General features: G+C 58.1%; 32 protein-coding genes. 6 read left to right on the plus strand and 26 right to left on the minus strand.

What is annotated here, in order from left to right; genetic code table 11:
• Nucleotides 1–118 precede the first annotated feature (118 nt).
• A complete protein-coding gene (locus QRN48_RS17150; RefSeq protein WP_285351870.1) occupies nt 119–1,006 on the minus strand; it encodes a LysR family transcriptional regulator in 888 nt (295 codons plus the stop codon).
• A gap of 133 nt (nt 1,007–1,139) precedes the next feature.
• Between QRN48_RS17150 and QRN48_RS17155 the strand changes: the two genes are divergently transcribed.
• Nucleotides 1,140–1,883 carry an SDR family oxidoreductase gene (locus tag QRN48_RS17155; RefSeq protein WP_285351872.1) on the plus strand — a complete coding sequence of 248 codons (744 nt, stop codon included), beginning with the start codon at nt 1,140–1,142 and terminating at the stop codon, nt 1,881–1,883.
• Between the two features lie 451 nt (nt 1,884–2,334).
• Nucleotides 2,335–3,333 carry a tyrosine-type recombinase/integrase gene (locus tag QRN48_RS17160; protein WP_285351876.1) on the plus strand — a complete coding sequence of 333 codons (999 nt, stop codon included), beginning with the start codon at nt 2,335–2,337 and terminating at the stop codon, nt 3,331–3,333.
• 32 nt (nt 3,334–3,365) lie between these two features.
• On the opposite strand, the gene QRN48_RS17165 is transcribed toward QRN48_RS17160, so the two are convergent.
• The 10 genes from QRN48_RS17165 to QRN48_RS17210 form a co-directional block, all read right to left on the minus strand.
• The gene (locus QRN48_RS17165) at nt 3,366–3,680 is read right to left on the minus strand and encodes a hypothetical protein (RefSeq protein ID WP_285351878.1); all 315 of its coding nucleotides are present in this window, start codon (nt 3,678–3,680) and stop codon (nt 3,366–3,368) included.
• Between the two features lie 95 nt (nt 3,681–3,775).
• A complete protein-coding gene (locus QRN48_RS17170) occupies nt 3,776–4,096 on the minus strand; it encodes an Arc family DNA-binding protein (RefSeq protein WP_285351881.1) in 321 nt (106 codons plus the stop codon).
• Nucleotides 4,097–4,154: 58 nt separating this feature from the next.
• Nucleotides 4,155–4,466, minus strand: a complete 312-nt coding sequence (locus QRN48_RS17175; RefSeq protein WP_285351882.1) for a hypothetical protein — start codon at nt 4,464–4,466, stop codon at nt 4,155–4,157.
• 53 nt (nt 4,467–4,519) lie between these two features.
• Nucleotides 4,520–7,318 carry a toprim domain-containing protein gene (locus QRN48_RS17180; RefSeq protein ID WP_285352124.1) on the minus strand — a complete coding sequence of 933 codons (2,799 nt, stop codon included), beginning with the start codon at nt 7,316–7,318 and terminating at the stop codon, nt 4,520–4,522.
• Nucleotides 7,319–7,329: 11 nt separating this feature from the next.
• The gene (locus QRN48_RS17185; protein WP_285351884.1) at nt 7,330–7,569 is read right to left on the minus strand and encodes a hypothetical protein; all 240 of its coding nucleotides are present in this window, start codon (nt 7,567–7,569) and stop codon (nt 7,330–7,332) included.
• Between the two features lie 67 nt (nt 7,570–7,636).
• Nucleotides 7,637–8,014, minus strand: coding sequence for a hypothetical protein (locus QRN48_RS17190; RefSeq protein WP_285351885.1), 378 nt, complete (start codon nt 8,012–8,014; stop codon nt 7,637–7,639).
• On the minus strand, nt 8,011–8,304 hold the full coding sequence (locus tag QRN48_RS17195; RefSeq protein ID WP_285351886.1) for an Ogr/Delta-like zinc finger protein: 294 nt from the start codon (nt 8,302–8,304) through the stop codon (nt 8,011–8,013). Before QRN48_RS17195 ends, QRN48_RS17190 begins: the two co-directional genes overlap by 4 nt.
• Before the next feature lie 100 nt (nt 8,305–8,404).
• Nucleotides 8,405–8,593, minus strand: coding sequence for a hypothetical protein (locus tag QRN48_RS17200; RefSeq protein ID WP_285351887.1), 189 nt, complete (start codon nt 8,591–8,593; stop codon nt 8,405–8,407).
• 31 nt (nt 8,594–8,624) lie between these two features.
• Entirely contained in the window at nt 8,625–9,101 is a 477-nt protein-coding gene (locus tag QRN48_RS17205) for a YmfL family putative regulatory protein (RefSeq protein ID WP_285351888.1), read from the minus strand.
• Nucleotides 9,102–9,140: 39 nt separating this feature from the next.
• On the minus strand, nt 9,141–9,392 hold the full coding sequence (locus QRN48_RS17210) for a helix-turn-helix domain-containing protein (RefSeq protein ID WP_285352126.1): 252 nt from the start codon (nt 9,390–9,392) through the stop codon (nt 9,141–9,143).
• Between the two features lie 127 nt (nt 9,393–9,519).
• Between QRN48_RS17210 and QRN48_RS17215 the strand changes: the two genes are divergently transcribed.
• The 4 genes from QRN48_RS17215 to QRN48_RS17230 all read left to right on the plus strand — a co-directional run bounded on the left by QRN48_RS17215 (nt 9,520) and on the right by QRN48_RS17230 (nt 12,394).
• Nucleotides 9,520–9,909: a helix-turn-helix domain-containing protein gene (locus QRN48_RS17215; protein WP_285352128.1), complete on the plus strand. Its 390-nt coding sequence runs from the start codon at nt 9,520–9,522 to the stop codon at nt 9,907–9,909.
• 320 nt (nt 9,910–10,229) lie between these two features.
• Nucleotides 10,230–11,288, plus strand: a complete 1,059-nt coding sequence (locus QRN48_RS17220) for a hypothetical protein (protein ID WP_285351889.1) — start codon at nt 10,230–10,232, stop codon at nt 11,286–11,288.
• Nucleotides 11,289–11,300: 12 nt separating this feature from the next.
• Entirely contained in the window at nt 11,301–11,699 is a 399-nt protein-coding gene (locus QRN48_RS17225) for a hypothetical protein (RefSeq protein ID WP_285351891.1), read from the plus strand.
• The gene (locus QRN48_RS17230) at nt 11,696–12,394 is read left to right on the plus strand and encodes a hypothetical protein (RefSeq protein ID WP_285351893.1); all 699 of its coding nucleotides are present in this window, start codon (nt 11,696–11,698) and stop codon (nt 12,392–12,394) included. The genes QRN48_RS17225 and QRN48_RS17230 overlap by 4 nt, the downstream gene beginning before the upstream one ends.
• Nucleotides 12,395–12,397: 3 nt before the next feature.
• Here the strand turns inward: QRN48_RS17230 and QRN48_RS17235 are convergent, their stop codons facing one another.
• The 15 genes from QRN48_RS17235 to QRN48_RS17305 all read right to left on the minus strand — a co-directional run bounded on the left by QRN48_RS17235 (nt 12,398) and on the right by QRN48_RS17305 (nt 24,623).
• A complete protein-coding gene (locus QRN48_RS17235) occupies nt 12,398–13,657 on the minus strand; it encodes a phage late control D family protein (RefSeq protein WP_285351895.1) in 1,260 nt (419 codons plus the stop codon).
• Entirely contained in the window at nt 13,654–14,094 is a 441-nt protein-coding gene (locus QRN48_RS17240) for a phage tail protein (protein WP_285351896.1), read from the minus strand. Before QRN48_RS17240 ends, QRN48_RS17235 begins: the two co-directional genes overlap by 4 nt.
• Nucleotides 14,095–14,099: 5 nt before the next feature.
• The gene (locus QRN48_RS17245; RefSeq protein ID WP_285351897.1) at nt 14,100–16,664 is read right to left on the minus strand and encodes a phage tail tape measure protein; all 2,565 of its coding nucleotides are present in this window, start codon (nt 16,662–16,664) and stop codon (nt 14,100–14,102) included.
• On the minus strand, nt 16,654–16,773 hold the full coding sequence (locus QRN48_RS17250) for a GpE family phage tail protein (RefSeq protein ID WP_285351898.1): 120 nt from the start codon (nt 16,771–16,773) through the stop codon (nt 16,654–16,656). The genes QRN48_RS17245 and QRN48_RS17250 overlap by 11 nt, the downstream gene beginning before the upstream one ends.
• 8 nt (nt 16,774–16,781) lie before the next feature.
• Entirely contained in the window at nt 16,782–17,111 is a 330-nt protein-coding gene (locus tag QRN48_RS17255) for a phage tail assembly protein (RefSeq protein WP_285351900.1), read from the minus strand.
• 51 nt (nt 17,112–17,162) lie between these two features.
• Nucleotides 17,163–17,678 carry a phage major tail tube protein gene (locus QRN48_RS17260; RefSeq protein WP_285351902.1) on the minus strand — a complete coding sequence of 172 codons (516 nt, stop codon included), beginning with the start codon at nt 17,676–17,678 and terminating at the stop codon, nt 17,163–17,165.
• A gap of 56 nt (nt 17,679–17,734) precedes the next feature.
• Complete coding sequence (locus QRN48_RS17265) at nt 17,735–18,904, minus strand: phage tail sheath protein (RefSeq protein ID WP_285351904.1); 1,170 nt, start codon at nt 18,902–18,904, stop codon at nt 17,735–17,737.
• Between the two features lie 118 nt (nt 18,905–19,022).
• A complete protein-coding gene (locus tag QRN48_RS17270) occupies nt 19,023–19,874 on the minus strand; it encodes a DNA cytosine methyltransferase (protein WP_285351906.1) in 852 nt (283 codons plus the stop codon).
• Nucleotides 19,841–20,035, minus strand: coding sequence for a Com family DNA-binding transcriptional regulator (locus QRN48_RS17275; protein ID WP_285351908.1), 195 nt, complete (start codon nt 20,033–20,035; stop codon nt 19,841–19,843). Before QRN48_RS17275 ends, QRN48_RS17270 begins: the two co-directional genes overlap by 34 nt.
• A gap of 137 nt (nt 20,036–20,172) precedes the next feature.
• The gene (locus QRN48_RS17280; protein ID WP_285351910.1) at nt 20,173–20,739 is read right to left on the minus strand and encodes a tail fiber assembly protein; all 567 of its coding nucleotides are present in this window, start codon (nt 20,737–20,739) and stop codon (nt 20,173–20,175) included.
• Between the two features lie 9 nt (nt 20,740–20,748).
• Nucleotides 20,749–22,158, minus strand: a complete 1,410-nt coding sequence (locus tag QRN48_RS17285; RefSeq protein ID WP_285351912.1) for a phage tail protein — start codon at nt 22,156–22,158, stop codon at nt 20,749–20,751.
• Nucleotides 22,155–22,772 carry a phage tail protein I gene (locus QRN48_RS17290; RefSeq protein WP_285351914.1) on the minus strand — a complete coding sequence of 206 codons (618 nt, stop codon included), beginning with the start codon at nt 22,770–22,772 and terminating at the stop codon, nt 22,155–22,157. Before QRN48_RS17290 ends, QRN48_RS17285 begins: the two co-directional genes overlap by 4 nt.
• A complete protein-coding gene (locus tag QRN48_RS17295) occupies nt 22,772–23,683 on the minus strand; it encodes a baseplate J/gp47 family protein (protein WP_285351915.1) in 912 nt (303 codons plus the stop codon). The genes QRN48_RS17290 and QRN48_RS17295 overlap by 1 nt, the downstream gene beginning before the upstream one ends.
• A complete protein-coding gene (locus tag QRN48_RS17300) occupies nt 23,680–24,024 on the minus strand; it encodes a GPW/gp25 family protein (protein WP_285351917.1) in 345 nt (114 codons plus the stop codon). Before QRN48_RS17300 ends, QRN48_RS17295 begins: the two co-directional genes overlap by 4 nt.
• On the minus strand, nt 24,021–24,623 hold the full coding sequence (locus QRN48_RS17305; protein WP_285351919.1) for a phage baseplate assembly protein V: 603 nt from the start codon (nt 24,621–24,623) through the stop codon (nt 24,021–24,023). The genes QRN48_RS17300 and QRN48_RS17305 overlap by 4 nt, the downstream gene beginning before the upstream one ends.
• Nucleotides 24,624–24,638: the final 15 nt, after the last annotated feature.

The following is a 24,638-nucleotide window of genomic DNA, read 5'->3' on the forward strand; positions in this document are numbered from 1 at the left end:
CGCAGCGTTCGACCGGGCGGTGTCGTCTTCGGTTCGTTTGTTATACGGAGAATGTGAGGCCACGACCCACGCATCTGCTGCGGCGGGTACAGCGTGACCCGTCGTGGTCGAGGGATTGTCAGGGAAACGTCTGTGGGTCACTCAGGCACTGGATGAGGTGATCGTAGACGAGCCTTACCCTGGGCGGCACCGGTCCTGACTGCGTTCGGTAAACGGAGAGGTCCATGGGCGGGGGCGCCTGATCGGGTAATACCTCGATCAGACGGCCGTCGCGCAGATACGCCTCCGCCAGAAAGTGCGGCATCTGTGCGAATGTCACGCCTGCGAGGACGAATTCGAGTTCGGTTTCCGGGTCATCGCAACTGAAAGCGGGCGAAGGCGGCAGATAGCTTTGACCATCCAAGAGAAACCACGGCCACGGCCTTCCGTTATTGCGATCAATGAGCGTCGACAGAGGCAGACGCTTGAGTTCCTCGAGCGTGGAAGGCCCGCCAACCTTCGCGATCAACAAGGGCGACGCCACAATCTTGAGTGGCACACTCCCCACGGCGCGCGCGATATAGCGTCGGTCCCGAACGGTGCCGATGCGTATGCCGATGTCGATCCGCGACGCTACGGCGTCCGTCAATTGGTCATCCAGGCTCAACTCGATTCGAAGTCCGGGATGGTCCTGCAGCAACGGTTTGAGAAACCGTGCCAGATAGAGCTTGCCGATCGAGTGTGGCGCTGTGATGCCCACTCGGCCGACGATATCGGTGACTTGATCCTTTGCATGGGCGGCGAACAGTTGATCGAACTGATCGAGGGTCGCACGCGCCTGTCGTGCGACATCTGCTCCGTACGCCGTGACTTGAGCCTGCCGTGTACTTCGATGGAACAAGGGCTCGGCAAAGGTGCGCTCCAGTTCCTTGATCGCACGGGTGACCTTTTGCGGCGAAGTGCCAATGCGCGTGGCGGCCTCCCTGAACGTCGGCGAGTCCACGGCCACCAGAAAAATCCTCAGCATTTCCATTCGGTTAAGCATCGTTCGCTCGCGTTCCAGAAAGTGGAATTGTCAAATCCGAACACTTCCATTTCCTGATCAGAATATCCACCGCAAACTGGCCTCCATCAACTTCCTGCACTTCTGGAGAAACGAAATGAGCAACGGCATTCAAGGCAAAGTCGTCGTCATCACCGGCGCAAGCAGCGGCCTGGGCGAAGCCACTGCGCGGCATCTGGCAAAACTCGGCGCCAAGGTAGTACTCGGCGCGCGTCGGCAGGAACGCATGGACGCCATCGTCCAAGACATCAAGGCTGTGGGCGGCGACGCATCGGCTTACACCGTTGATGTCACCCGCCGAGAAGAGGTAGCGGCGCTGGTGGATAACGCAGTCCGCGACTTCGGCCGTGTGGACGTCATGATCAACAACGCCGGCCTCATGGCCATCGCGCCCATGTCCGAGCTGCGCGTCGATGAATGGGACCGCATGATCGACATCAACGTCAAAGGCGTCCTCTATGGCATCGCCGCTGCACTGCCGAAGTTCGAGGCTCAGGGCTCCGGCCACTTCATCAATATCTCGTCGGTAGCGGGCATCAAAGTCTTCAGCCCGGGCGGCTCCGTCTACAGCGGCACCAAGTATGCTGTCCGCGCCATCTCCGACGGTGTGCGTCACGAAGTCGGCGGCAAGATCCGCACCACGACCATCGAGCCCGGCGCGGTGGACTCCGAGCTGAAACTGGGCAGCGGCCATCAGCCGAGCGCGGACGTGGTCAAAGAATTCTACAAGCAAGCGATCCCGGCCGAATCCGTGGCCCGCGCAATTGCCTACGCGATTGAGCAGCCGGGTGATGTGGACATTAACGAGATTGTGCTGCGCCCGACTTCGCAGGACTTTTGAGGGGAGGGTATTGCGGCTGGGGTTGTTAGGTCGCGATACCGCTTGATCATGTGGTTGGCGCTGCATGAATCTGGAATGTTGACTGTCCCACTAAGTGCTAGGTCGCAGTAGGACCGGCTTTAGCCGGGAAGGGGTCAGTCCGTATGCCAATGGTTTTCACCGTGTGAAGCACCCGGTCGAATGATAGCACCCACCAAATCCCGCCCACAAAAAAACCGGCTCAAACATGGCCGGTTTTTTTGTGCTTCAAGTGAGGTAACCACTTGAAGGTGTTGCTGTTTGGTGCCCCGAGGGGGCAACGCGAGCCCTCCGACAGTAAATGTCCATCTCGGTAATTTCCGTTCAACCCCCGTATTCAATGGCCCCGATAGGTATTCAGTGCGGACAGCCTCCGGCAGCATTTGGCGTCTACGTGATAGCCTTTACGCCATTTTTACGCCAGGAGGGTGTTATGGCCTCGTATCGGAAGCGAAGCGGTGGATGGCGTGCAGAGGTGGCCAAGCTGGGCGTGCGGGACTCCCAGACGTTCGACACCAAAGCCGCTGCGGTGGCTTGGGCGACTGCGCGAGAGGTTGAAATTGCCTCTCAGAACGGGAAATCCCGCTCGACTGTGGCGATGACTCTATCGGAAGCCTTGCGCCGTTATAAGCGCGACGTGTCCCCAACCAAAGCTGGCCAGCGCTGGGAGGCGTTGCGGCTGGACAACTTCGACAAATCGCTTGAGTGGGTAGGCGAGCTGATGAGCTCGATCACATCCGATCAGATCGCCCAGTGGCGAGACTCGAGGCTGAAGACCGTTCAGACGTCGACCGTCCGGCGAGAGATGACGCTGCTGTCGTCAGTGTTTGAAATTGCCAGGACAGAATGGAAAGCCTGCCTCGTCAATCCCGTTAGAGACACCAGGCGCCCAAGCAACATGCCTCACCGCGAACGCCGTGTCGCGCAATCCGAAATCACCGCTTTGATAAACCGGCTTGGGTTCGTCGAAGGCCAACCACCGACCACAATGCTCCAGGAGCTTGCATACGCATTCCTCATCGCCATCGAAACCGCGATGCGACAGGGCGAGATCCTGGGCATGACCGCGAAGTGGGTGAAGCTGCCAGAGCGGTTCGTACGTCTGCCGAAGACGAAGAACGGTTCCAGCCGCAACGTTCCGCTGAGCAGGCGGGCGGGCGAGCTTTTAGAGCCGCTCTACAGGGGTAAGGGGCCCGACGATCGTCTTTTCAGACTCGAGTCTGGATCTGCCGACACGTTGTTTCGTCGGATCAGAGACGAGCTCAAAATCGATGGACTCACCTTCCACGACACTCGTCACGAGGCCATTACCAGGCTTGCCCGCAAAGTCGATGTGCTGGATCTGGCCCGCATCACCGGCCATAAGGATTTGAAGTCGCTGATGGTCTACTACAACGCCACCGCTGCAGAACTGGCGGAACGTTTGGGGTAATAGAAAGCCTGCGGAGTACGCAGGCTTTTACCTCAAGGTCTTTGCTTTGATCGTCTCTGGAGCGGCAGCTTTGCACGGTGCTGACGTAACCAGATTATGACCTCGCCGGCGAACCATCTTTTAGCCGCTTTGGCGCCTGTGGCGCAGGGCTGCACGCTGGCCGGGAATCCCGGCTGAACAACGACACGTCGTTCGATTGTGCAGGCCGACAGCTTCAGGTAGGCCGCGATGTCTTGTGCTGTCCACAGTTCATTCTCTGAGGAAACTGCCGGCCGCCGTAGCTGCTCAATCAGTTGCTGGATTGACAGCATCAGGTCCGACGGCGCTCGATGTAAATCAGCAGACATACTCACGCTCCTTGCATCCCCGATCGGCCCGAGCTGAAGCCTCCGTTTGCCCTACGTCGGTGAAGCTGACCGAGCTGCAGCACAAATGGAAGAGCTCAACCATGAGCCACCTCCCGCTGCTGCTCCAGCTCATGGATCCGGGCGCTGAGCTGCCGGATCAGCAGCGCCTGCTCTGCTACCACATCGGTAACAACGAAAGAGCGCTCAAGACGTACGATCATTTCTGCGTTCATGCTGCGACGGTGCTCACATGCCAAGGTTTCGATGCGAGAGCGCAGGCCCTCGGGCATCCGTAGAACGAACTTGTCGGCCGTCCGTGAGGCGTAGTTGCTCGCTCTGGTCTGGCCTTGGCCGGCCGAGAGCTTGAGGGCTGTGATAGCCTCTGCGTTGCCGCCTTGGGGTTGATTCACTTGCATGGTGCTTCTCCTTTGGGTGGTCGGTGTCGAGGGGTTGCAGCCCCTCGACACCACCTTCTTACTGGCTTTCGCCCGTTGTGTTTTGCTTGCGCACCATGTGCAGCAGCACGTCTTCAAGCTCGACAACCTCCTCAGTCGCTGACTGCCACTCCAGCACTGCCTGAATCTGTGCCCGGCTGCATTCCAGCACCAGGATTTCCCGTTCGGTTGAAGCTCGAACCTCAAGAATCTCGATCAGGCTCGCGGCGCAATAGGCGTCCGCATGGACTGCTTGCCAGCTTTGGCCAAGCCAGTCTCCCAGCCCTTTCAGAAGCTTGAGCCGGACTGTCTCCCCGTTCTTCCCGTCACCGTTGATGATTTGTACGTGCATGGTGCTTCTCCTTTGGGTGGTGTCAGACGTTGCAGCGCCCGGCGGTTGATCGGTCAGGCCTGGAAGTGCCAGCACTTCACAATCGGCTGTTTGGCGGTAACTGCGCTGGTGGTCCGGGCTTGGTAAGCACGCACCGCGCTGTCGGTTGCCTTGTTGACGTCGAGCAGCTTGCGAGAGCGGGAGTCCCTCAAACGCTCGCGCAGGTCACCGACATCGGCCACTTTCTGACGATGCTCGATGGCGCACTTCACGAAGTCGTTGAGGTTGATGGCGATGACGTTGGCTTTCTTGCTGTGATTGACCACAGGACCGTTTGCGTCGAGGCCTTCCAGGTACTCGTAAACCTCCCAAAATTCCGCCACGACCGGATGATCCGAGCTGATCGAGGCCTGGCGCTCGATCGCCATGCGAATGATCTGAGTCCGGGTATGGCTGATCTGAGTTTCGGTGAGCGGTACCACCATGCGAAGGCAATCGAGCAGGGCGAGCATCTGTGCGTGATTCTTGTTGATCCGCTCAACGCGGATATAACCGCGAAGCTTGTTTCCGCAATGAGCACAGTCGCTTTGCTCATCCTTGAACGGCGACTCGCATGCGAAACAGTGGGAATGCAGGTTGCGAAGCCGTGCCTCGTAACCCGGCAGCCGCTGCGCAAACAGCTCCATCACCTCCTGCTCCTTGCGCACCGCCTGCAGCACGAAGTTGCTCAGCGTGCAGCCTTCAAGTGAGTTGAGCAGGTCTGCAGCCGCACGGCTTTCCGGTGTTACGTTCGGCCGCACGAAATGCAGCTTCACGATTCGGGTCATGATTGCCTCAGAGGCCACCACTGGGGCGTTCTGGCTGATAGCGATCGTGCCGCGAAAGGGTGGCTCATAGGTCTCGTTGCCGGCGGTTTTGACGCCCTTGGTTGCAAGCGTGCCACCGCCGTAATAATCCTTGAGTTCATCCCATTCGAAGGTTTTGGCATGGGCCTTATCTTCGCCGCTTCGGTCCGACTCCAGCAGCACGATCGGCATCCCGGAGACCTGGCCCATCAACCGACTGCGGCCGGCCTTGGTCGATTTGGAGGGGTCGAAGCCCTCGTAACCATCACGCCCGAAGAGCTTCCACAGCAACGTGAGCAAGGTCGTCTTGCCCGCGCCGGCCTCGCCCGTGGCCTCAAGGAAAGGGTATGACTGGTAACGGCTCCGGATCTGCTCGGCGAACAGCGACCCGAACCAGAACGTCAGCGCGACGATGCCTTGGCCACCGAAGCATTGCCACAGCAGATCCAGCCATTGCGGGTCGTACTTCTTGCCGTCTTTCTCCAGGTCGATTTTCACCCCCTTCTGCAAGGTCTTGAGCTTCAACTTGCCCATTTCGAAGAACTCTTCCTCGTTGATCTTGATCACCTGGCCCTCGCGGACCGCCACATCGTTGAACACGTAACAGCCGTATTCCTTGCTGTAGCCCACGTAGTCGATGGTCGATACGGTTTTGATGCCAAAGAGCTGATCTTTCATGAGTTTGTCCAACTGTTGTCCACTGCCGGTGAACACGGCCCCGGCACCCATGCCGAGAAGTCGTTTCTTAAACTCGCTGGCGGCCGCCACCTGGCCGCCGGTGAAGGTGTTTTTGACCGAGCCGCCGTCGTGGGGGAAGTCGACGCGGAAGAAGTACCAGGACTCGTCCGTGATCTCGTTGCGTTGGAAATAGAGGGCTTTGGGGTAGCAGTTGGCGATCTCGACGACGCAGCCGGACATGCGCAACGCCTTCTCTCTGATTGCCTTTTCATTCAGCAACTGGTCTTCCTGGCGATCGCTGCCATCCAGCGCCTGCTTCGCGCTGTTGAATTTCGCGAGATCCAATTTCCACCAGTACAGCCGCGAGTCGAAGCAGAAGTGGAACTCCTCCCGTTCGCGCCACTGGTACATCAGCAGGGCCTTGTCGCTGGCGCTCTCGGCAATCAGCAGCGCGCCCTGGTGCCGAGCTTCTTTCAGGTCTTTGTCGATCCGATCGGCCCGCGCCTGTTCGTCATCCATAAACGCCCAGCGCTGATGCAGGTCGTTCCAGTCCACCTTGCGGGCGTCCGGCTGCGGGATCTGCGCGGCTTCGCAGGTGTAGCCGAGCTCACGGGCGCGTTTTACCCAGGTGCGTGTGTATTTGTGAGCGCCTGGCTCGTTATCCAGTGCCCACACCAACTTGGGTGTCTTGCCGCCCCGGGCGGTGCTCAGCGCCTTGAGGGATTCCTCCGGAAAAGCATTCGAGGACAAAGCGGCGACGGCAGCGATACCGTTCTGAGTAAGTGCGATCGCGTCGAAGATGCCCTCGACGATCCACAGCTCAGTGACTTCCAGAAGGTCGAGGCAAGGCGGGCACCACCAGTGCCCGCGGTAGCTTTTGAGTGGCTGAAAACGAGCTTTCTTCTTGCCGAAGCGTGAAGGCTGATCGATCAGGCGCTCCCAGTAACCGCCGTGCTCAAGCGGAAACCGAACCGTGGCCGAGCCGATATTCAAGTCCCGGTCAAAGTAGCTTTCCTGGGTGTACCACCCCTCAATCAGCTCTACGCGAAAGCCACGGGCGAACGTCAGATACGCCTTCGCGCTAGCGGTGGGCTGCTCGTTGGTCGCTGGCGCGCGCTTGCTCCAGTCGTCAAACAAGTCGGGGTACAGCTCTTTGACGGGAGCCACATAACGGCACTTTTCTTCGCGGCCGCAGCGGATGAACCATGGTTCGTCATGCCGCGAGAACAGGCGTTTCTGGTTGCACTGGGGGCAGGTCCCCTTGCGCATGTACTTCGTGCCGGCCATGTGCTGAAGGCCGTAATCGAATTCGATGCGCTGCAGCACGTCAGCGCGGATTTGATGCTCCATGGGTCTGCGGATCACTGGCACTGCTCCACAACCACGAGCTGCTTTTTCAGCTCGGTGCGCGTCCTGCAGATGCCTGCCAGGTGAGGAAGGTCCTCAAGTACCCGTGGCGCGCGCTCTCCACTCGGCACGTTCCTGTAGCGGTCTGAGTACCAAACGTCCGCCATGGTGACTTCGTACTGACTGGTCAGCCACAGCAGGTAATGCTTGGCCTGCTGTTCGTCCAGCTCAAGTTTTATGGTGATCTTGCTCATGTCGGCTGCCAGTCAGATGCAATTTCCCCCTACCCATACAAAACGGGCATCGATCAGGGCGGTTTGGTTAGTGCGAGAGGGTGGTGGGAGTGGAAAGCAAGCGTGTGGGTAAAACGCGCGCTGGTACTAAATGCTGCTGCTGTGTGCAGGTGTCCAGCAGCCAGACGGTTTGTTTGTCCGGGCTGCTGGCCCGGTCCACGCCAAGTGATGTGATTCGATTGCACGTCATGCTCTCGAACTCCATCACAGCCAGCTCGGCGATGCGCTGCACAAGAAAGTGAGGCACCTCCAGTGACAGCGTCAGGTACCGAACGCAGTTGCTCATGAGCTGGGCGTCGCCGGCCAGGTGCTCGCAGCGGTGGCGGTACAAATAGGCCACGGCAGCCTGTTGCATCGCGCTGCGGTAGTCACTGGTCGGGTTCATCGTGAGGGGTAGGGTGTTCATACGTGTGCCATCTCCATATCCATCTGGTCTAACAAGTCCGGTTGATCATTAGCGGTTCGCATCGCCGCCCGCCGCAGGGCCACGTCGGCGATCGGCAGCTTGACGGTAGGGTTTGCCATACCGCTCGGGCTCATCTCGTGAGTCATCTCGAACTCGGCACGCACTGACCAGCCGCACGCCTCGTTTGTGCATTGCAGGTAGGCCACCCGCAGGAAAATGTGCGTGCCTTCGCTGGTGCGGATACGCATGCGGCCGTGGCAATGTGGGCAAACGAGTTTGTAGGTGCTCATGATCAGCCCTTCGGGAACAAGTCCAGGTTCTCTGTCGCGCTGCTGCCCGCGGAATCGTTGGGCAGAGCGGCTACTGCAGTTATGTTCACTGGACGGTTCATCATTGTTTTAGCGCCTCGTGAGCCAAATTGAGGGGGAACACCGATTGCCCAATGGCGAAACGGACGTTGGCTAAATCCTCATCGTTCTGCGCGATTTCTAGAGCTTGCTTGAGATCCCCAAAAGCGTTCTCGGCAACTGAGATCAAATCGCTGATAACTTCGCGGCGTTCGTTTAAAAGACTCGTCATGAGATATGGCTCCAAGGGTGTGTTGAGTGGATTAATTCTGGTCACTAGTGCGACTGTGCAACTGGATGGTCGCGAGCACTTCTGACTGGCGCGCCGCTATGTAGCGGGTGAGTGCCGCGAGAATCACGTCAGCTTCGCCTCGGTCAATCGCTCCATCCTCCAGAGCCTTGGCAATAAACTGATCGACGACTCCACGTTTCGCTGCGGCATTAACCGAGAGGCTGTACAGCTCGACGTTGTCGAGTTCTTCGGCTTTGGCTAACGGTACGTACATGCCGCCGTACATCGCCGCGACGTATTCAGGGAAGTAGGTCGTGCCAGCGTCTTGCTCCAACAGGTGCACCTGGTCGTCACTCAACGGACGGCCGCCTGCGTTTTCATAGACGTGGTTATCGAATTTTTTGAGCGGATAGCCGAGACGGGCGGCGGCGCATTCCCGTCCACCGGGATAGCTGCAAATCACAGCGCTCATTACCTGCCTTTTGCTGGTTAGAATGGATCGCTTCATTTTCTGTTACCTCCTTGGCGTCACCGCCTCTACAGTTATTCAAGCAGTCTCGGCTGGCGGCTGAGCATCGGCGTTCTCCGTAAGGATTCCTGGGAGGACTTCGGTACCGATCAACCTCGACAGATCCCTCAAGATGCGAAACGACAGTCGCCCACGCGGCAACGTGTCGTGACCTGCCCAGCGCTGCACCACCTGAGTAACCGTGCGCGGTTCATAGCCATGACTGATGGCGAACTGACGAAAATTGCTGCCGTGTTCGATCAGTCGAGCTTGGATGTGGCGCTTTTCCATGGCTTGACTCATGGTTGCAGTGTTCCTACTTGGTTAAGATGTACTCATTGCGTGTAGCGTAGTTACCCAAAATGGGTAAGTCAATAGGAGTTTCCCCAAATTGGGTAAAAAAAGTGCAGCTGAAGTTTTGGATCGTCTCCAAATAGCGTTGGGCGTAACGAACGATTCGCAGCTGTGTGAGCGTACTGGGACCAATCGCCAGACGATGGGTAATTGGCGATCTAGGAACTCCGTGCCTTACTCATTATGTGTAGACGTCGCGGAGGAAAACGGGATCTCCCTTGACTGGCTGCTGACGGGTGCGGGCTCAATTCATCGGGCAGGAGAGGAAATATCCTTCGGTGACGCCGGAAAAAGCTCGCGAGAAAAATCGGTTTTATCTGTGTTTCGAGAGCTGGGTGAGGACGATCAGCGAGACGTGCAACGCGTTGCTGAGGAGAAGAAGCGGGTACGGGATATTGAGCAGCGCGTCGCAGAGTTGACTGCGGCCCTTGCCGATATCAATCCGCCAGCTTAATCTGTGCCTATTGGGAACTCAGGGTGAGGAACGCCGTAAAAAATCCTTCGTCTCTCGCTCTCAGACCGGCGCCTGCGACCGCACTCTATTTGCTTACATAAGGATATTAGGCATGACGAGTTCTATTCTAAAGCACTGTGGCTGTATACACGCCCCGTTAGAGACGAATGTTTCGGTCTGGCGATGTACGGATTTTTCCCATTTCCTTGGTCTAAGAACTCTCGGCATAAAAATAGTGTTGTATCTATACCTGAAGAAATATAGATAGGAAGATCTTGGTTACGTAAGAAAAACTGCCTATTAAGAATAATGAGGATCTAATGAAAAATCCGCTATCTTATATCGACGCTCTTCAGGTTCGAGATGTTTCTTTTAAAAGTTTTCGTAATGCTCTAAAAAATCTTAACTTGCCAGTTTCAACAGGTTGGCAGCAAACTATAGCAAAAATCGCCCCGCATTTAAAAAATAAGCTTACGAAAGTTTCATATTCCGATGCGCTCGCTCTTGCTCATGACGACATAACTCTGTACTGCGATAAAGTGGTCAAGGTTTATGAAGTTGATGAGGCTGATGTCAGCTCATTGCTAAACGCTATGAGTAACGGTTTTGTAGTGCAGGCGACAGTTTATTCGAGCGATTTTCCTCTTCCCCTTTCCCCTACCGATCTTTTAAAGGCGCCGTTGAAAGTACAATGTGTTGCGCAATGGGATGAGAAAGATCGGGCGAACTTCATGCTGTGCTCTAGGCAATACGTCACCGAGCGAGAACAAATTCCTGGTGACTCATTGGGTGACGATGCGATGAAAGACTTTGGGAGATTTGACGAGCTAATCGGTATTCGGCGTAAGCCCATTCAATTATATGATGTGGTTGCTTTGCTGCCGGAGCAAGGTCGAATTGAAATAAGAATCGACGGTCTGAAAAAATTTAACTCCGATGAGATCGCCAAACGTCTGCGTTGGATTGAACGTATGGTTTCCCAATTCGCGGTTAAAAAGATCGGCGTCGTAGATATTTTAGCCTCGCCTGTTAATTTCTACCCTGCGATTAAAAAGTTGTATGACAGCGGTGATGGTGTTGTGGGAGAACTCGGGCACGTGACAGATGCAGCAGGGATCTATAGAGAGAAAATGCGACACAAAAGTCGTGATGTAAGGCAGGATCCTTATCATCACGGTGGCACTGTAGCAGTAGTTGATTTGAATGCGTACTCTATCTCCAAGCATTGGCCATCTCCGGCCGGTAATGGTGAGCCGGAGATAAGCATCCCGGCACACTTTTCAATTGCAAATTCAAATAATCCAATTGTGGATGTATTGCATGTGCTAAACTGCTCATCTGTTGAAGATTATGATTTTGTAATGGGGAAAGTTCTTTAGAGTTTATTTTTCATGAAAAAAGACGTGGTCATAAGTCGGATAACTGGCGATCACCCTTCAGAGCCTCTGCGGGGTGCATGCCTGCGTCTGGTTGATTACGTCTACTCTCACAATGATATAGCGCATTTGACATTTACTAAGCTGGCCAAAATAGTTGGAAGTGACGACTCTTTACTTGTGCTGCAAATGACGCAGTATTTGGCTGGTGCTGCAGTCTCGTTGCTTGATGTTAGATTTGAGTTGATTATTGACGACGAAGTGTTTGAGCTTGACCCTGGATATTTAGAGGAAGCGCAGCGAACCAATAGACTGATGCATCCTGAGGATGGGGTTGAAGTCACTAATTATGAGCAAAAGGTTTATCCTTATTTTGTACCCAGCCGAGCGGTGATGGAAGGTAGGCACGAATGACCGACATTGCTCTTGAGGATTTCACGGTTGCGCAGTTAAGGGCTTTAGGTTCTCTTGTCCCTGGCGTTAGCATTTTTTTTGACCGCTTACTCGCTAGAACTTATGAGGATTTTATTAGTGTTTTATATAGAGATATCGATTCAGTCTTGTCTGGGTTTCAGGAGAGTCCGGAACTTTTAAAGTTGGATGGTGAAGATAGGCTGACCTCAGAAATAAAGCGAGGCTTGAAGCTTATAGGCTACGCCGCCACTCACGATGAGAAAATTGGGGGGCACTCTGATTTAGTTGTGCGAGGTAAGAAAGAAGGTTTCTTGTGGATTGGTGAGGCTAAAATCCATTCAGGTTATGACTATCTTTATCAAGGGTTTCAGCAGCTAACAACACGTTATACAACAGGTGACGTTAATCAAGATTGTGGTGGTATGCTCATATATATCAAGACAAATGATGCTGCAAGTGTTATTTCTGCTTGGAGGGCACATTTAGCTTCTAAAGGTCTTGAGGAGTACGCTGAATTCGATTGCATCGATAGGCCACGCTTTGTTTTTTATAGTGTCCATAAGCATGAAAGATCTGGTGCTTCTTTCAAGGTAAAGCATATTGGGGTCATACTTGGGTTCGATCCTAAGGACCGGAGACCTGCTAAGAAGGCAAAGATATCCAAGATTGCGAAGGCTAAATCTGCACCTGCGTAAGAACTAATGCCTCATTTTTTGAAACTCTCGACCCACGGATCGTTTCGCAGTTAATTCTCCCGCATATAGATAGCGCAGCCGCTTCGGCTTCGCCTGATCCCCCGCAGTCACTGACTTTTCCTTCCCGGTTTTCTGATCGCGGTAGTACGCAATGACCCCCGTGTAATCACCTGGCGTTTCTTCGACCAGATCCTCAAGCGTGTTCTCGGGCAGTTTACTTTCCAGCTCCAGGCTAACGGTGTAGCCACTGTCAGCGCTGAGGCTATGCTGCACGTTGCCCCCGTACCAGATGATGTCGTCGATCTCTGGCTTCACGCCCTGCAGCGTGTAAGTCAGTTCGGGGATCAGCTCCGGTCTGCCCAGGGCGAGGGTGTAACTCAACGTCGCACTGCCGCGTTGTAACCGGTTGAATTCGGCCCGTGCCGCGCGTAAGGCGGATTGGCGATCGCTGTAGGTGTGGCGCAGGTCTTTCAGGTTATCGCCGGCGCCGGCAATGGCCTCTTGCTTCTTCGCGCTGTTGACGTCGTAGAAGTAAGCCCGCACGCCGTCGTACGCGTCACGGTCTGCCTGAAGGTAGCGGTGCTGATCGCCGTCCGCTCGTGTAAGGGTGATGTGTGGCAGCGCCAGGCCGCTGGCGGTCTTGCCGCCGCCTGCCGGCAGACACAGCAAGCACCCGGCCTTGACGCTCGTTACGGCGTCGAACTCCTCGCCCAGGCGGCTAAGCAGGTTGGCGTCCGACTCGTTGGCCTGGTCGAGCTGCAGGATGGGGGCGCTGGCGAGCGCTGCCGCGATGTTGGCGGTTAGCTTGTTGCCATTGGCGATTTCGCCAAGTATTTCCCCCAACGTCGTATTGCTCCAGCTGCGCTCACGTTTGGTCTTCAAGCCGGCGCGCAGATCTGCCGATCGCGCTCGGATGCTCAGCACGTCGGGCGGTCCGCTGTGTTCGGTTTCATCGACCGTGTAGGTGCCCTTGTCCACCAAGCCTGTATCACTCCAGCCCAGCCAAAGCCGGAGCACCGCGCCCTTGGGTGGGATGGTCAATAGGCCGTCGTGATCGCTCAGAGTGATGCTCAACTGGTCGGCCTCCACTCCGCGGTTGTCTGTCAGGGCCAGGCTCATGAGTCGCGGGCTGATCAGATTGGCGATATCGGCGCCTTCCACGGTCAGGCGGAAAGCCGCGACCGGATAAGCAGCATCTCGCCTGCAGCGCTCAGCGGCGCCTTGCAGGTAGCCGGTCACCTTGGACACCGCGGCCTCAATCACAATATGCCCCGCAAAACGTTGGCACCCACGCTGGTGGCTGCGCCCAAGAGATCAATCCGGTCGTCATCAATGCGCTTGAGGTTGAGCGTGAATTCAATACGACGCGGGGTGCCGTCACGAAAGAACAGGGTTTTGGTTTCGCTGAGGCTTTCGATGATCCACAGCCCATAAATGCGCCCGCTGCCCTCAACCATCGGCCAGGCTTTGCCTGTGTTGGCCATCAGCCGCAAGGCGTCGAGGCTGAGGAAGCTGCCCGCAAGCTCCGGCAGGATGACGCCCGGAAGGGTGATGGAGTCATCGCCGCGGCCGACGAACTGGCGCGCGGGCGCGGCACCCACCCGGCTACTGCTGGGATGGCGCCAGTCGGTCTGACGTTGCAGTTCCTGGTAGGCCGCTGTGGACAGGCTGAAGACGAACATGCCGAGGGCAAGCATCATGGTTGTTACTCCAGATCAGACAGCTTGCTGCGCTGACGGGCAGCTTTTTCGCTTTGAATGCGAGCCAGCTCGGCACGCACTGCACGCGCGATTGCCTGCGCGTCCATGCCGGGGGCGGGGTGGATGTTTATTTCGTAATTGTCGTGGCTGTCGTGGGCCGACGAACCGGCAGCGGTGATGGGCGCCCCTTCATCGACCGCCAGCGCTGGCATGGCCACCGCTCCGAGCGCAAGCGTGCCCGCGGCCGTCAGTTGCTTGCCCATGCTTAAAACTGCATTGAGTGGCCCCTTGGTGCCGGCTTCAAGCCCTTGAGTCAGGCCAGCAGTGGTGAAACCGCCCAGCTCGGCAAACACTCGGGAGGGGCTGTGGATACCGAGCTTTTCTTTGAACCAGCCAATCGTTGAGTCACCGATTGAGGTGATAGCGCCCTTGATCTGACCCATGCCCGCCATCAGGCCGTTGACCAGGCCGCTCACGATCATGCCGCCGAACTCGGTGAACCGGCCCGGCAGCTCAACGCCCAAGTAACTCAGCACCCCGGCGAAGGCTTGGTAAATCAGGCCGAGCGGGCTGAAGTTGACCAGGGTGGCGATGATGCCGCCGACGCCGCCATCGAAACCGGCCTTTATTTCCGCCCACGCCTCGGTGAAATAGGCTTTGACGGCGTCCCAGTTTTGATAGATCAGATAGGCAGCTGCCGCGATGGCGGTGATCGCCAGACCGATGGGGTTCAGCATTAGTGCGCGTCCCAGCCACAACAAAGCCTGGCCAACAAACGGGAGGACTGTTTTACCAAGGTTCAACAAGATGCCGATCAATCCCGGCAACTTGATCCCCAGTTGAGCGAATGCGAGGCGCAGGGCAATGAAGGGCAGCATTGCACTGGCGACGCTCAGTAGTAGCCCGCCAACGCCCACTGCCAGCGCGGCGATGATCGCAACAGTCTTGACCAGCCCAGCAGCGAGTTTAGGGTTTTCAGCTGCCCAGCTTTTTACGCCGCGAATGATGTCGGTAATCGTCTGCGCCAACGACCGTAACGGCCCGTCCTGTTGTTCTTCCAGCTCGATGCCCAGGTCCTGCCAAGCGCTGCTGAGCGTCGTCAGGTCACCCTTCAGATTGTCAGCCATGACCCGAGAAGTCTTGCCTGCTTCACCCTGGGTTTGGCGCAACGTGGCAATGAGTTTCTGAAGCTCACCTATGCCGGCTTGTTCGACCAGTTGAGCCATGCCCTTGACTGCCTCTTCGCCGGCGATCGCTTTGAACAGGCCACCTTTTTGCGCAGTGCCAAGGCTTTTGGTTTTGTCGTAGATCTCCTTGAGGATATCGGGCATCTGTCGCAGGTTGCCGTTGGCATCAGCGGTTTTTATCTTCAGCTGCGCGAGGGCTTTCTGCGCTGATTTGGGCGGCGCAGCCAAGCGGTTCATGATCGAGCTGAGCGCTGTACCGCCCATGCTGCCCTGAAGGCCTGCATCACCCAACTTACCGGCCATGGCGGCCGCGACTTCGAGTTCCACGCCGTAGGTTTTCGCCATAGGTGCGGCGTACTTCATAGTGTCGCCAAGCATTTGCAAGTTGGTATTGGAGCGCGTGAACGTGCCCACTAGCACGTCGCCCAATTTGTCCATCTGGTCAGCTGTCATGCCCAATCCGGACATGATGTTCGAGGCAATATCGGCGGTTTGCGCCAAGTCAGCGCCGCCAGCGGCAGCGAGATCGAGCATGCCGGGCATTGCAGCCTTGATGGCCTTAGGATCAAAACCCGCCATGCCCAGGTAGCCTTGGGCGTCGGCCGCCTGTCCGGCTGTAAACGTTGTCGAGCCGCCCAGTCTTCGAGCCTGGTTGCGCAGCCCTTCAAGTTGCTTTGCCTTGTCCGGATCGCTCTTGTCGAGCCGGGTGATTGCCTGAACGCGGCTCATGCTGGCATCGAATTCCACGCCCGGCGTCATCATGCGCGCGCCGGCATACAACGCACCGGCTCCACCGGCCACCGCAGCCGCTCCCTTGCCGGCCAGATCGCCAGCGGCTTGTCGTTGCCGTTGATAGGCTTGGCTCGCGCGGGTCAGTTGTTGCTGCTGACGTGTCAGTGTTTCGAGGCGTCGGCGTTGCGCATCCATTTGTCGGTTGGCGCCGCTGATGCCCTGGCGCAGCTGCCGCTGTTGCTCGTTCAGCGTCCGCGTTGATATGCCGGCAGCCTGCAGCTTCTGACGCATCTGTTGGAGCTGGAGGGTTTGAGCCGTTTCCTGCCCCCTGAGCTGCTGCAGCGCGCGTTTTGCCTGCTCGAATTCTCGCGTCATCGCGCGTGTAGGATTTTGGGTCTGAGCCAGCGCACGCCCCAGCTGCTGGGTGTGCGAACGGGCTTTTTCCAAAGCGGCCCTGGTGGCGCCCAAGCCCTGTTTCAACTCGCGAAACCCGCTGATCTGCTTCTGCGTATCGTTGAGGTTTTTCAGCTTCTCGCGTGCCGCCTTGAGAGCCTGCCCTGCCTCGGTTGACTGTCGCTGGATAGCGCGAAGGGGCTTGGTGGCTTGGTCGATGGCGTTGAGCAACACCCGCAGTTTCAGATCATTTGCCATCGGTGGAGCTCCGCACCCTGGCGCGCTCACGCCAGTCCATCAGATCTTGAAGCCCCAACTGATCCATGTCGGAGGGAGCCCAGTGAAAGACAATGGCCAGGTCAGCCATTGCGTCCTCTACGCAACGAGGGATGCATCCGTCTTCACCGACTTCTGCAACAAAAAACCAGCGACCTTACTTCCGATGGCCAACAGGTCGGCGGGATCCATGCCTGACGCTTCCGGCGCGGTGAGGGCAGGGCTGCTGATACGTGGAATCACCTTGATCAGGCTGGTCACGTCCATGTTCAGTAGCTCGACCAACTGCACGCCTCGCAGCTCACCGGAGGCAGGTTTGCGCAAGGTGATGCTTGTGATCTCTGAACTGCCGCGTTTGATGGGTGTGTCGAGGGCAACGGTGTTGTCGTCGGCAGCCACCAGGGTTTTATCGGTGTCGTTGTTTTGCATCAGTTGCTCCTGGTGATCTCGGATCAGTAGGTTTTGAACGGGGGCGCTCGGTTAAAGGCCGATGGCCTTGCGCTGTTTTTCCAGCATGTCGACGCCGTTGATCTTTTCGATGAAGTTCAGCAGATCGATCTCGATGATCTCTTCGTTGTCGACCGTCAGCTTGTAGTATGTGCAGGTGGTGGTGATGCTATGTTCGGTGTCTTCCCCGGGCTGGGCATCGCCCATTTCGATGGTTTCGTGACGGCCGCGCATCACTACTTCAACGGCGCTGATCTCCCCCGTGTCGTCCTGCTGGAACGACCCGGAGAAACGCAGCGGGACGGCCGATGCGTTGATGGCGCCAAACTGACGCAGCGCGATCAGATCAATCCCGCCCGTCTTCCACTCGAACTGGATGCCGTCGTCGGAAAACCCCAAGTCGGCTTTCACCGGGCCGTTCATACCGCCGCCGCGATAGCCTTCCATCTTGCGGCCCAAAGGCGGCAGGGTGACGGATTTGACGACGCCCAGATAACAGCTCGCGTCGTTGAATAAATTCATGTTTTTGAGTTTGCGTGGCATGGCCATGTCAGGAATCTCTTTGCGGATGGCGCGGGTTTGTCAGCCGCCGCAGCGGCTGCAATTTAGCTGTTGATGCGGCTCGCGAAGTCGACCAGGTAACGGTCAGTGATGCGCTGGCGCAGGGTCAGGTCCTCCAGCGGCGGCACTGGGGTGTAGTCGTAATCGATCCATAGCTTGCCGGCCTTGAGGGTGTCCTTGTCGTTGATGTCCTCCGGGTACCAGCAACTGCCGCCAATGAGGTAGCCCTGTGCAACCAGTTCTCGAAACTTGGCGTTGATGCCTTCGATGATGTCGCGCACCAGCGACGGATTCATCGGCTTGTCCACCGCCCACATATGCGCCTCGGCCATGGTGTCTGCGAGGATCTGCGCCGTCCGGGTGTAGTTCTCGAAGGCGAACAGAGGGTCTTCGCTGGTGGTGCGACTGCCCCAAAAGCGATACCCGCCCTCGTTGATCAGGGTGGTGACCTCGTTGCTGTTGAGGTAATTGGCGTCAGTGGCCGGGTTCTGCAGATCCCAAAACACGTCAGCGCTTATGCCGGTGACGCCATTGACCGCGACGTTGGACAGGGTCTTGTGCCAGCCGGTGTCCTGATCGATCTTGGCGCGCAGCCCCAGTGCACGTGCGACCGCCGGGGCGGTGGTGGTCTGGTTCGCAACGGTGTCCCAGCTTTGGAATTCCGGCCAGATCACCATCAGTTCACGCGCGCCGAAATTATCCCGGTAGGCGACCACCTCTTCCTTGTTCTTGCACTCCCACGCGCCCACGTAAGCAAATGCACGCAGGTCTTTAGCGATCGAGGCCAAAGCGGTGGCAACCGGCAAGCTATCCAGACCTGGTACACCGAGGATGCGTGGGGTCATACCAACGCGTGCTTTGGCCGCGAGTAGCGCTTTCATGCCTGTGTATTGGCCCGTAGCAGTGGTAGTCCCGATCAGCGCGCTGGTGGTGGCCGCATCGTCAGCGCCTTCCGCGACTCGAACCACGATGGTGTACGGCTTGGTCTGATCAGCGATGGCCTGCAGGCTGCTCGCAAGCGTGCCCTTGACGCCCGCCTTGCCGACAGCGGTTTGCACGTTGGTGATCAGGACCGGAGTGTCCAGGGGAAACACCGTTTCGTCCGCATCTTCAGCGGTGCAAACCATGCCAATGACTGCGGTGGGGATAGTGCGAATAGGGCGGGTGCCATCGTTGAGCTCGATGACCCGCACACCATGAAGATAATCGGGCATGAAGAGTGCCTGTGCTGTAGTTGAAAGACTGTGCACAGGCTGCCGCGCGCGCGACGGCTTCGCGAGCGGGCAGTGTTGTAGCGGTTGGGATTACAAGTGGCGGCCCCTACGCCCGAAGTCAGAGCCGTTCCACGTTCATCAGCTTTCTTGCAATCCACTCCGCGATTTGCGGCACGACGGCGTTTCCGGCACTGAAAGCTTCTGCAAGGTTGGCCGCATCCAGTCCGAGGCAAAGCCCATCATCGTCAGACGCTCGCTGCCGCTCAACCATCTGATCCCATCGGTTCGGTTCAGCGACGAAAGTGGTACAGCCCAGAGCGATCTGTGATCCGGCTTTGTTTGCCAGGAGAGTATTGGCAGCCCAGGCATCCGCCGGCACTGGCCAGGGTGTCGCGCTAGACGCTGGAGATATTGCGTCCACTGGCGCGGCGTCAGCCAAGAGCTCCATGGGGGGCATGCGTCCACGACCTCCGACCAGGAATAGGCGGCGACGCTGCTGGGGGACTCCGAAATACTGAGCATTAAGCACTCGCCAGAGTCCCACATACCCGCAGTCCGCAAGGGCCCCGATGACCGTCTCAAAGTCTTCGCTATCGTTGACAGCGAGCAGGTTAACGACATTCTCAAGCACCACCCAGCGGGGTTGTATTTCCTTGAGGATGCGTATGACTTCCCAGAATAAGCCGCTGCGCTCACCACGCAGGCCGCGTTTGTCTTTGTTGGTGGATCGGGCGCCGGCGAGGCTGATGTCCTGGCACGGAAACCCGCCGGTGACGACATCGACAGGGGTGAGGTTGTGCGCGCCGCATTGGCGCACGTCGTCGAATCGTTGTGCGTGGGGAAATCGATCGGCAAGGACAGCCCGGTTAACGGGGTTGAGTTCAACTTGCCAGGCGGTTGTGAAACCTGCGTTTTCGAATCCAAGGTCAAAACCTCCTATGCCTGCGAACAGGCTTCCAATGGTGGGCATCCGGGTATTCCAGTGGTGGGATGCTCAGGGCGTTCTGGCAGGAGGCTCGGGGCCTTCAGGTGATTAAGCGTCCGACAGCGCGGACACTTGATTTGCAGTTCGGTGAAGCCGCTGGCCGCAGCGAGCTTACGGGCGCATTGGCCACAGCGTATTTCAATCATCTAGGCAAACCTTTGGCATCTGATAGGCTCCCTGTCGCTCGCGCGTGAGCAGAGGGCCTTGGCTGGTTTGCAGGTTAGTGCTGCGGACTGGCGGTCAGCTCAGGTGCTCGAACACCTGGGCTGGCCGTCCTCTTTCTTCACCTGGAATGGCGGGTTTCGGGCGGGGCCGGCCATTGGATGTCTGACGGGAAACCCTCCTGATCTTCAATGCGGTTGAGATCCACGCGATAGCCCCTCCACTGCAACAGCGCGGCTTTTTCCTGCGCAGTAGCCCTGCCTAACTCAACCGCATCCTCAAGCGGCGCGATTCGGATTGCGGCTTTGCCCAATAGCTCGTCGACAACGGCCAACGCCTGCTGTGTTTCGGCGGCAGTCTTCGCCTGTGCATCCAACTGCCAGTGATCGTTCTGCCAGACGTGGTGCGGGCCAGGCCATGTTATGCGGGTGTAGATGGGGGGCAGCTCCCCGGGCATGGTCCATTCGAGCCTGGCGCCGTTCTCGGTGTGATACACCGTACCGCGCTGATCGGGCACTTGTTGTGCTGACTCGTTGCGCCACACCCAGACCTTGCCGGGCGCGGGATCGGGCAACACGGCTTCAAGCTTCCGTGCATTGCCAGGCAGCTGGACGCCCATTCCAGGAACAACGGCGCATTCGACCGGCCCGACCATCATTGTTGTTTCTTCAATCAAGTAGATAGCCATGTTCAGTTCTCAGATCATTTTGAGGCGGGCTGGATAGGCAATGTTGCGCGGTCTGAATCGTATCCAGTTGTTCACCGGGTTTACGGTGTCCAAGCCGGCACTGCCTCTGATCGTGTTATCTGTAACCGTGGGGTCAAAGTCAGTGGCGCCCGACGGAGGGCGGGCGCCCGGCGGCATTTGTCCTCCTGGTCCCCCGTTGCTGATACGACCGTCGTCACTTGCGAACGCAGTGCCAATCGCAAAAACACCCTCGGAAAGATCTGAGCCACTCCATTCCTGAGCTGTCGTCCGGATCCATGTGCCGTCCTGCCATGACCCCGCGAGCCGCGAGCCGTCCACCCCACGGCTTTCGTCGAGGACACGTAGCATTTCGCCGCGTATTTCGGGGGCTCTGAAAGTGACCTTGCCATCGCCGATCGTCCAGCCACCTTCGTTCCCGGCACGGGCGGCTTCGGATACCGTCATTGCGGACGTCTGCGCGTGGTCCCATAGCCACGGCCATTCAGCGCGTACCAGCAGTGGACCATTTGGCGCGCCATAGCCACCGGGTGGAAACTCAACGGTGGTTTCCATCACCGGCCGCCCAAGGGGTGTTGAGTCATACCGGCCGATCGGCCACCAGCTTCCCTTGGCATCGCTGCGCAGGTGCCACCAGTCGCCCGCGCCCATGAGCACCAAAAACGGATAGCCGTCCGGGTTCAGGTGGGTGTGGAATTTGAGCCGGTCTGTGCCTCCCGCTTTGATGACCAGGCGCGTGCCCTGATTATCCGTCCGGCGAACGACCACATCTCGCGTGCCCAGCTTGGAATTGGCGTAGGGCAGCTGCACCACGAGATCGGCAGCCGATGCGTCGATCAGCACAAGCCCCATCTCTTTGGTGGTTAGAGCTCTGGACTTATTGACGTTGATGATCCGAGTTGCAAGCTCTCCAAGAATGCCCAGGCGAATCCGGTCGACGTAATCGCGCGAGGCCAACACCACACTGGGGTCGATTTTCAGCTCGATGTTGCTGGCATTACTGACCAGCAGGTTGATCCGGACTATCTGCGTGCGGCCCGAGCCCTGCGCAAGCAGAGGCTTGAAAGAGGGCGCGCAGTTGGCGATGGCCACCAGGTCATCATCTGCGTCATACAGCCCGATCTCTCGAATCCACCAGCCGCCGACCTCTGCCGGTATGACCTGTTCGGCGATGATGATCGCGCTGTTGGAATCGTCCACCCGGAGTTGATTAAGCGGTGCGCGGCGCTGTTCGTTAATGAGCTGTGTCTGGGCTGGATCAGGCACGGGATCCGCGCCGTTGGCATCTCCCACCCCCATTTTTGAGATCGTCCACGCCACGCCCAGCGCGTCTGCGTTCGCTTGCTTGGCGGCACCTACGTTGGTGAGGATCGCAAAGAACTGAGAGGTCTGATCAATCATCCGAAAACTTCCAATGCATCAATTGAGGTTTGGCGCCCGCCGATCCCGAAACTGCCACCGACGTTTATGTCGTGCGCCGGCGGTGGGTACACATCGATTTCGTCACCGTCGTAAACGCAGGCACCCATGTAAAAGCCGCCACTGCTCGCCAGGCTGATCGCGAGCCCGGTCAGGTGGCGGGTGAGCGGCCTCGCGTCGTCGATCAGCCAGGTGAGTTCCTGGTACATCTCTTCGGTGATGCCGGTGTCCAGCACGCCAACCTTCAGCGCGAAGGTGCCGGGTACGCCTTCCGGTAGGGTCTGCCACCACTCCAACACCTCGATCAGGTATCCCAACGGCTCGACCACCCGCCGCAATGCGCCGATCGTGCCCTTTCGGGAGTGGATGAAGTACGCCGCACGGATGGCCGCGCGCTTTGTGTCTTCTGGCCACTTGCTGTCCCACCTGTCCACTGAAAAGGCCCAAGCCAGATAGGGCAGCAGGTCGGCTGGGCAGGTGTCAGGATTGCCCAGGTGGCGCAGAGGGATGGGCACGCGCTGGATCTGCGCCAGCGCCTGCACGCCCAGTCTCTCCAGCTGTTTTGAATTGCGTGGCAGCAGCGGAGCCTCGGTCATTATTCGACCCCCTGCGAGAGGTTGACCGCGGTGCAATAGGGCGCCTGGTAGGCTGTCGCTGTGATGTTGACCCAATCATCCAGCTCGACCTTTCGCACGCCTTCAACATGCAGCGCGGCGTGGATTGCAGATTCGGAAACTTCCATCCCCAAACGACGCCGCTGGTGAACATAGGCAATGAGCCGCTGCTCGGCTGCGGCCAGGATAGGCTCGGACTCCGGGCCGCTGGTGAGCAGATAAATTGCAGCGGTGACCTGGTATTTGATGATCTCGGCGCTCTGGACCGTCAGACGGTCCGCGACAGGACGGCGATCGTCGTCGCTGAGGTAGGCGGCGACGATGTCCAGCAGCGATTCGTCGACGTGGCCGTCGCCGGCGATGCCTTGGACGGTCACCACCGCGACAGCCGGTGACGGGCTTTCCGCTGTGGCGTCGGCCACCCGACCGTCAGCACCCCGGGCGTGAAAAATGTAGCTGTTTCGTGGCCCGGCAGTGCTCAAACCTTCCCATGCCATCTGCGCACGTTCGCGCAAGCTGTCGTCGCCCTCCATAACCGGTGCGGCGGTGGCTGTAGCGCTCGAATTACCCTGCTGAATCACCAGACGGCTGACGTTGAAGTTGGCTGCGAGCTGCTCCAGATCTGCGCCACGCGCGGCGGCAAGCAGATTTGCCAGGGCGGCTTCGTTCACGCGTTGACGCCAGAGGGTTTCGCGATAGGCGTTCTCCTCAAGGAGTTTGGTCAGCGGCTCGGACTCCAGGCTCAGGCGGGCAGCAATTTCTGCCTGCTCAGGCTCTGGCCAGAGGCTTATGGCGAAGGCTTTGCGTTCGGCCAGTATCTGTTCGTAATCGATCTGCTCAACGATCTGCGGTGGCGGGAGCAGGCTGAGGTCAATCGCGGCGAAAGTGTTCATACGCTGCTCCCTAACTGCAGAGGGATGCTGAGGCTCAACGCTTCGTTGCTGTCGACGACGCTCCCCTGCAGATCCATCACGGTTTCGCCTTGCAGGCTGACGCCCACCAACTGGACGCGGCTGAGGCTGATGCGTGGCTCCCAGCGCATCAACGCCATCACCGTGCTTGCGTAAACCCGCAGACGCGTGACGTCGTTGAAAGGCTGGTCCACCAGCTCCGGCAGCAAGCTGCCGTACTCACGACGCATCACGCGGGTGCCTATGCGCGTCGTGAGGATATCGGTGATGGACTGGCTGATATGGTCCAGGGTGTCGATGGCGCCGCCGGTTTCGCGGTTCATAACGGCGGACTCGTTGGGGCGCCGAGGTTGCCCAGATGCACGTGGTTGACCAGGCTCACGCCTGCAGCGACAACATCGGCCGAGACGGTGACTGTTCCCGTCACGGTCTGGTCGCCGGTTTGGGTGTAGCTGCCCGTCTGGGTGTAACTCCCCTGATGCGTGTAATCGCCTTCGTGGGTAATCGGGCCGACGATATGAATTCCGCCCGAGCTGATCAGGTCCGTGGTGCCGCCATCCACCAGTACCGCGCTCAGGTGATGCGCGACGCTGTCGTATTCGACGACAGTGCCGTCCTGGTATGTGCGTCGATGCAATCCTGCCCGATCACCGTTGGCCGGGATGTGATCGCTAAATACACCCGTCAGCGCGATGCCGTTGGCGAGTTGGCCAGACGGACTGAACAGGATCACTTGTTCGTCAACGGTGGGCGGGTCCCACTCCTGGCCCGACCCGGCGCGCAGCGCGATCCATGGCAGCCAGGCGGTGGTGAGCTTGCCGGTCTTGACCTGCACGCGCGGTGGCGCCATCTGCACAGCGGCGATGACGCCGAAGCGGATGAGGTTTTCGAGCATGCGTGCGAGGGAGGGGAGATCGTTCATGGCGGCAATGGTGGC

Origin of the sequence: Pseudomonas sp. ME-P-057 (genome assembly GCF_030208975.1) — a bacterium.
GTDB lineage: Bacteria > Pseudomonadota > Gammaproteobacteria > Pseudomonadales > Pseudomonadaceae > Aquipseudomonas > Aquipseudomonas lutea.

Bases quoted from the DNA above. Each gene is read 5' to 3' on its own strand.
- QRN48_RS17150 (WP_285351870.1), bottom strand. From the start codon at position 1,006: ATGCTGAGGATTTTTCTGGTGGCCGTGGACTCGCCGACGTTCAGGGAG.
- QRN48_RS17155 (WP_285351872.1), top strand. From the start codon at position 1,140: ATGAGCAACGGCATTCAAGGCAAAGTCGTCGTCATCACCGGCGCAAGC.
- QRN48_RS17160 (WP_285351876.1), top strand. From the start codon at position 2,335: ATGGCCTCGTATCGGAAGCGAAGCGGTGGATGGCGTGCAGAGGTGGCC.
- QRN48_RS17165 (WP_285351878.1), bottom strand. From the start codon at position 3,680: ATGTCTGCTGATTTACATCGAGCGCCGTCGGACCTGATGCTGTCAATC.
- QRN48_RS17170 (WP_285351881.1), bottom strand. From the start codon at position 4,096: ATGCAAGTGAATCAACCCCAAGGCGGCAACGCAGAGGCTATCACAGCC.
- QRN48_RS17175 (WP_285351882.1), bottom strand. From the start codon at position 4,466: ATGCACGTACAAATCATCAACGGTGACGGGAAGAACGGGGAGACAGTC.
- QRN48_RS17180 (WP_285352124.1), bottom strand. From the start codon at position 7,318: ATGGAGCATCAAATCCGCGCTGACGTGCTGCAGCGCATCGAATTCGAT.
- QRN48_RS17185 (WP_285351884.1), bottom strand. From the start codon at position 7,569: ATGAGCAAGATCACCATAAAACTTGAGCTGGACGAACAGCAGGCCAAG.
- QRN48_RS17190 (WP_285351885.1), bottom strand. From the start codon at position 8,014: ATGAACACCCTACCCCTCACGATGAACCCGACCAGTGACTACCGCAGC.
- QRN48_RS17195 (WP_285351886.1), bottom strand. From the start codon at position 8,304: ATGAGCACCTACAAACTCGTTTGCCCACATTGCCACGGCCGCATGCGT.
- QRN48_RS17200 (WP_285351887.1), bottom strand. From the start codon at position 8,593: ATGACGAGTCTTTTAAACGAACGCCGCGAAGTTATCAGCGATTTGATC.
- QRN48_RS17205 (WP_285351888.1), bottom strand. From the start codon at position 9,101: ATGAAGCGATCCATTCTAACCAGCAAAAGGCAGGTAATGAGCGCTGTG.
- QRN48_RS17210 (WP_285352126.1), bottom strand. From the start codon at position 9,392: ATGGAAAAGCGCCACATCCAAGCTCGACTGATCGAACACGGCAGCAAT.
- QRN48_RS17220 (WP_285351889.1), top strand. From the start codon at position 10,230: ATGAAAAATCCGCTATCTTATATCGACGCTCTTCAGGTTCGAGATGTT.
- QRN48_RS17225 (WP_285351891.1), top strand. From the start codon at position 11,301: ATGAAAAAAGACGTGGTCATAAGTCGGATAACTGGCGATCACCCTTCA.
- QRN48_RS17230 (WP_285351893.1), top strand. From the start codon at position 11,696: ATGACCGACATTGCTCTTGAGGATTTCACGGTTGCGCAGTTAAGGGCT.
- QRN48_RS17240 (WP_285351896.1), bottom strand. From the start codon at position 14,094: ATGATGCTTGCCCTCGGCATGTTCGTCTTCAGCCTGTCCACAGCGGCC.
- QRN48_RS17245 (WP_285351897.1), bottom strand. From the start codon at position 16,664: ATGGCAAATGATCTGAAACTGCGGGTGTTGCTCAACGCCATCGACCAA.
- QRN48_RS17250 (WP_285351898.1), bottom strand. From the start codon at position 16,773: ATGGCTGACCTGGCCATTGTCTTTCACTGGGCTCCCTCCGACATGGAT.
- QRN48_RS17255 (WP_285351900.1), bottom strand. From the start codon at position 17,111: ATGCAAAACAACGACACCGATAAAACCCTGGTGGCTGCCGACGACAAC.
- QRN48_RS17260 (WP_285351902.1), bottom strand. From the start codon at position 17,678: ATGGCCATGCCACGCAAACTCAAAAACATGAATTTATTCAACGACGCG.
- QRN48_RS17265 (WP_285351904.1), bottom strand. From the start codon at position 18,904: ATGCCCGATTATCTTCATGGTGTGCGGGTCATCGAGCTCAACGATGGC.
- QRN48_RS17270 (WP_285351906.1), bottom strand. From the start codon at position 19,874: ATGCCCACCATTGGAAGCCTGTTCGCAGGCATAGGAGGTTTTGACCTT.
- QRN48_RS17275 (WP_285351908.1), bottom strand. From the start codon at position 20,035: ATGATTGAAATACGCTGTGGCCAATGCGCCCGTAAGCTCGCTGCGGCC.
- QRN48_RS17280 (WP_285351910.1), bottom strand. From the start codon at position 20,739: ATGGCTATCTACTTGATTGAAGAAACAACAATGATGGTCGGGCCGGTC.
- QRN48_RS17285 (WP_285351912.1), bottom strand. From the start codon at position 22,158: ATGATTGATCAGACCTCTCAGTTCTTTGCGATCCTCACCAACGTAGGT.
- QRN48_RS17290 (WP_285351914.1), bottom strand. From the start codon at position 22,772: ATGACCGAGGCTCCGCTGCTGCCACGCAATTCAAAACAGCTGGAGAGA.
- QRN48_RS17295 (WP_285351915.1), bottom strand. From the start codon at position 23,683: ATGAACACTTTCGCCGCGATTGACCTCAGCCTGCTCCCGCCACCGCAG.
- QRN48_RS17300 (WP_285351917.1), bottom strand. From the start codon at position 24,024: ATGAACCGCGAAACCGGCGGCGCCATCGACACCCTGGACCATATCAGC.
- QRN48_RS17305 (WP_285351919.1), bottom strand. From the start codon at position 24,623: ATGAACGATCTCCCCTCCCTCGCACGCATGCTCGAAAACCTCATCCGC.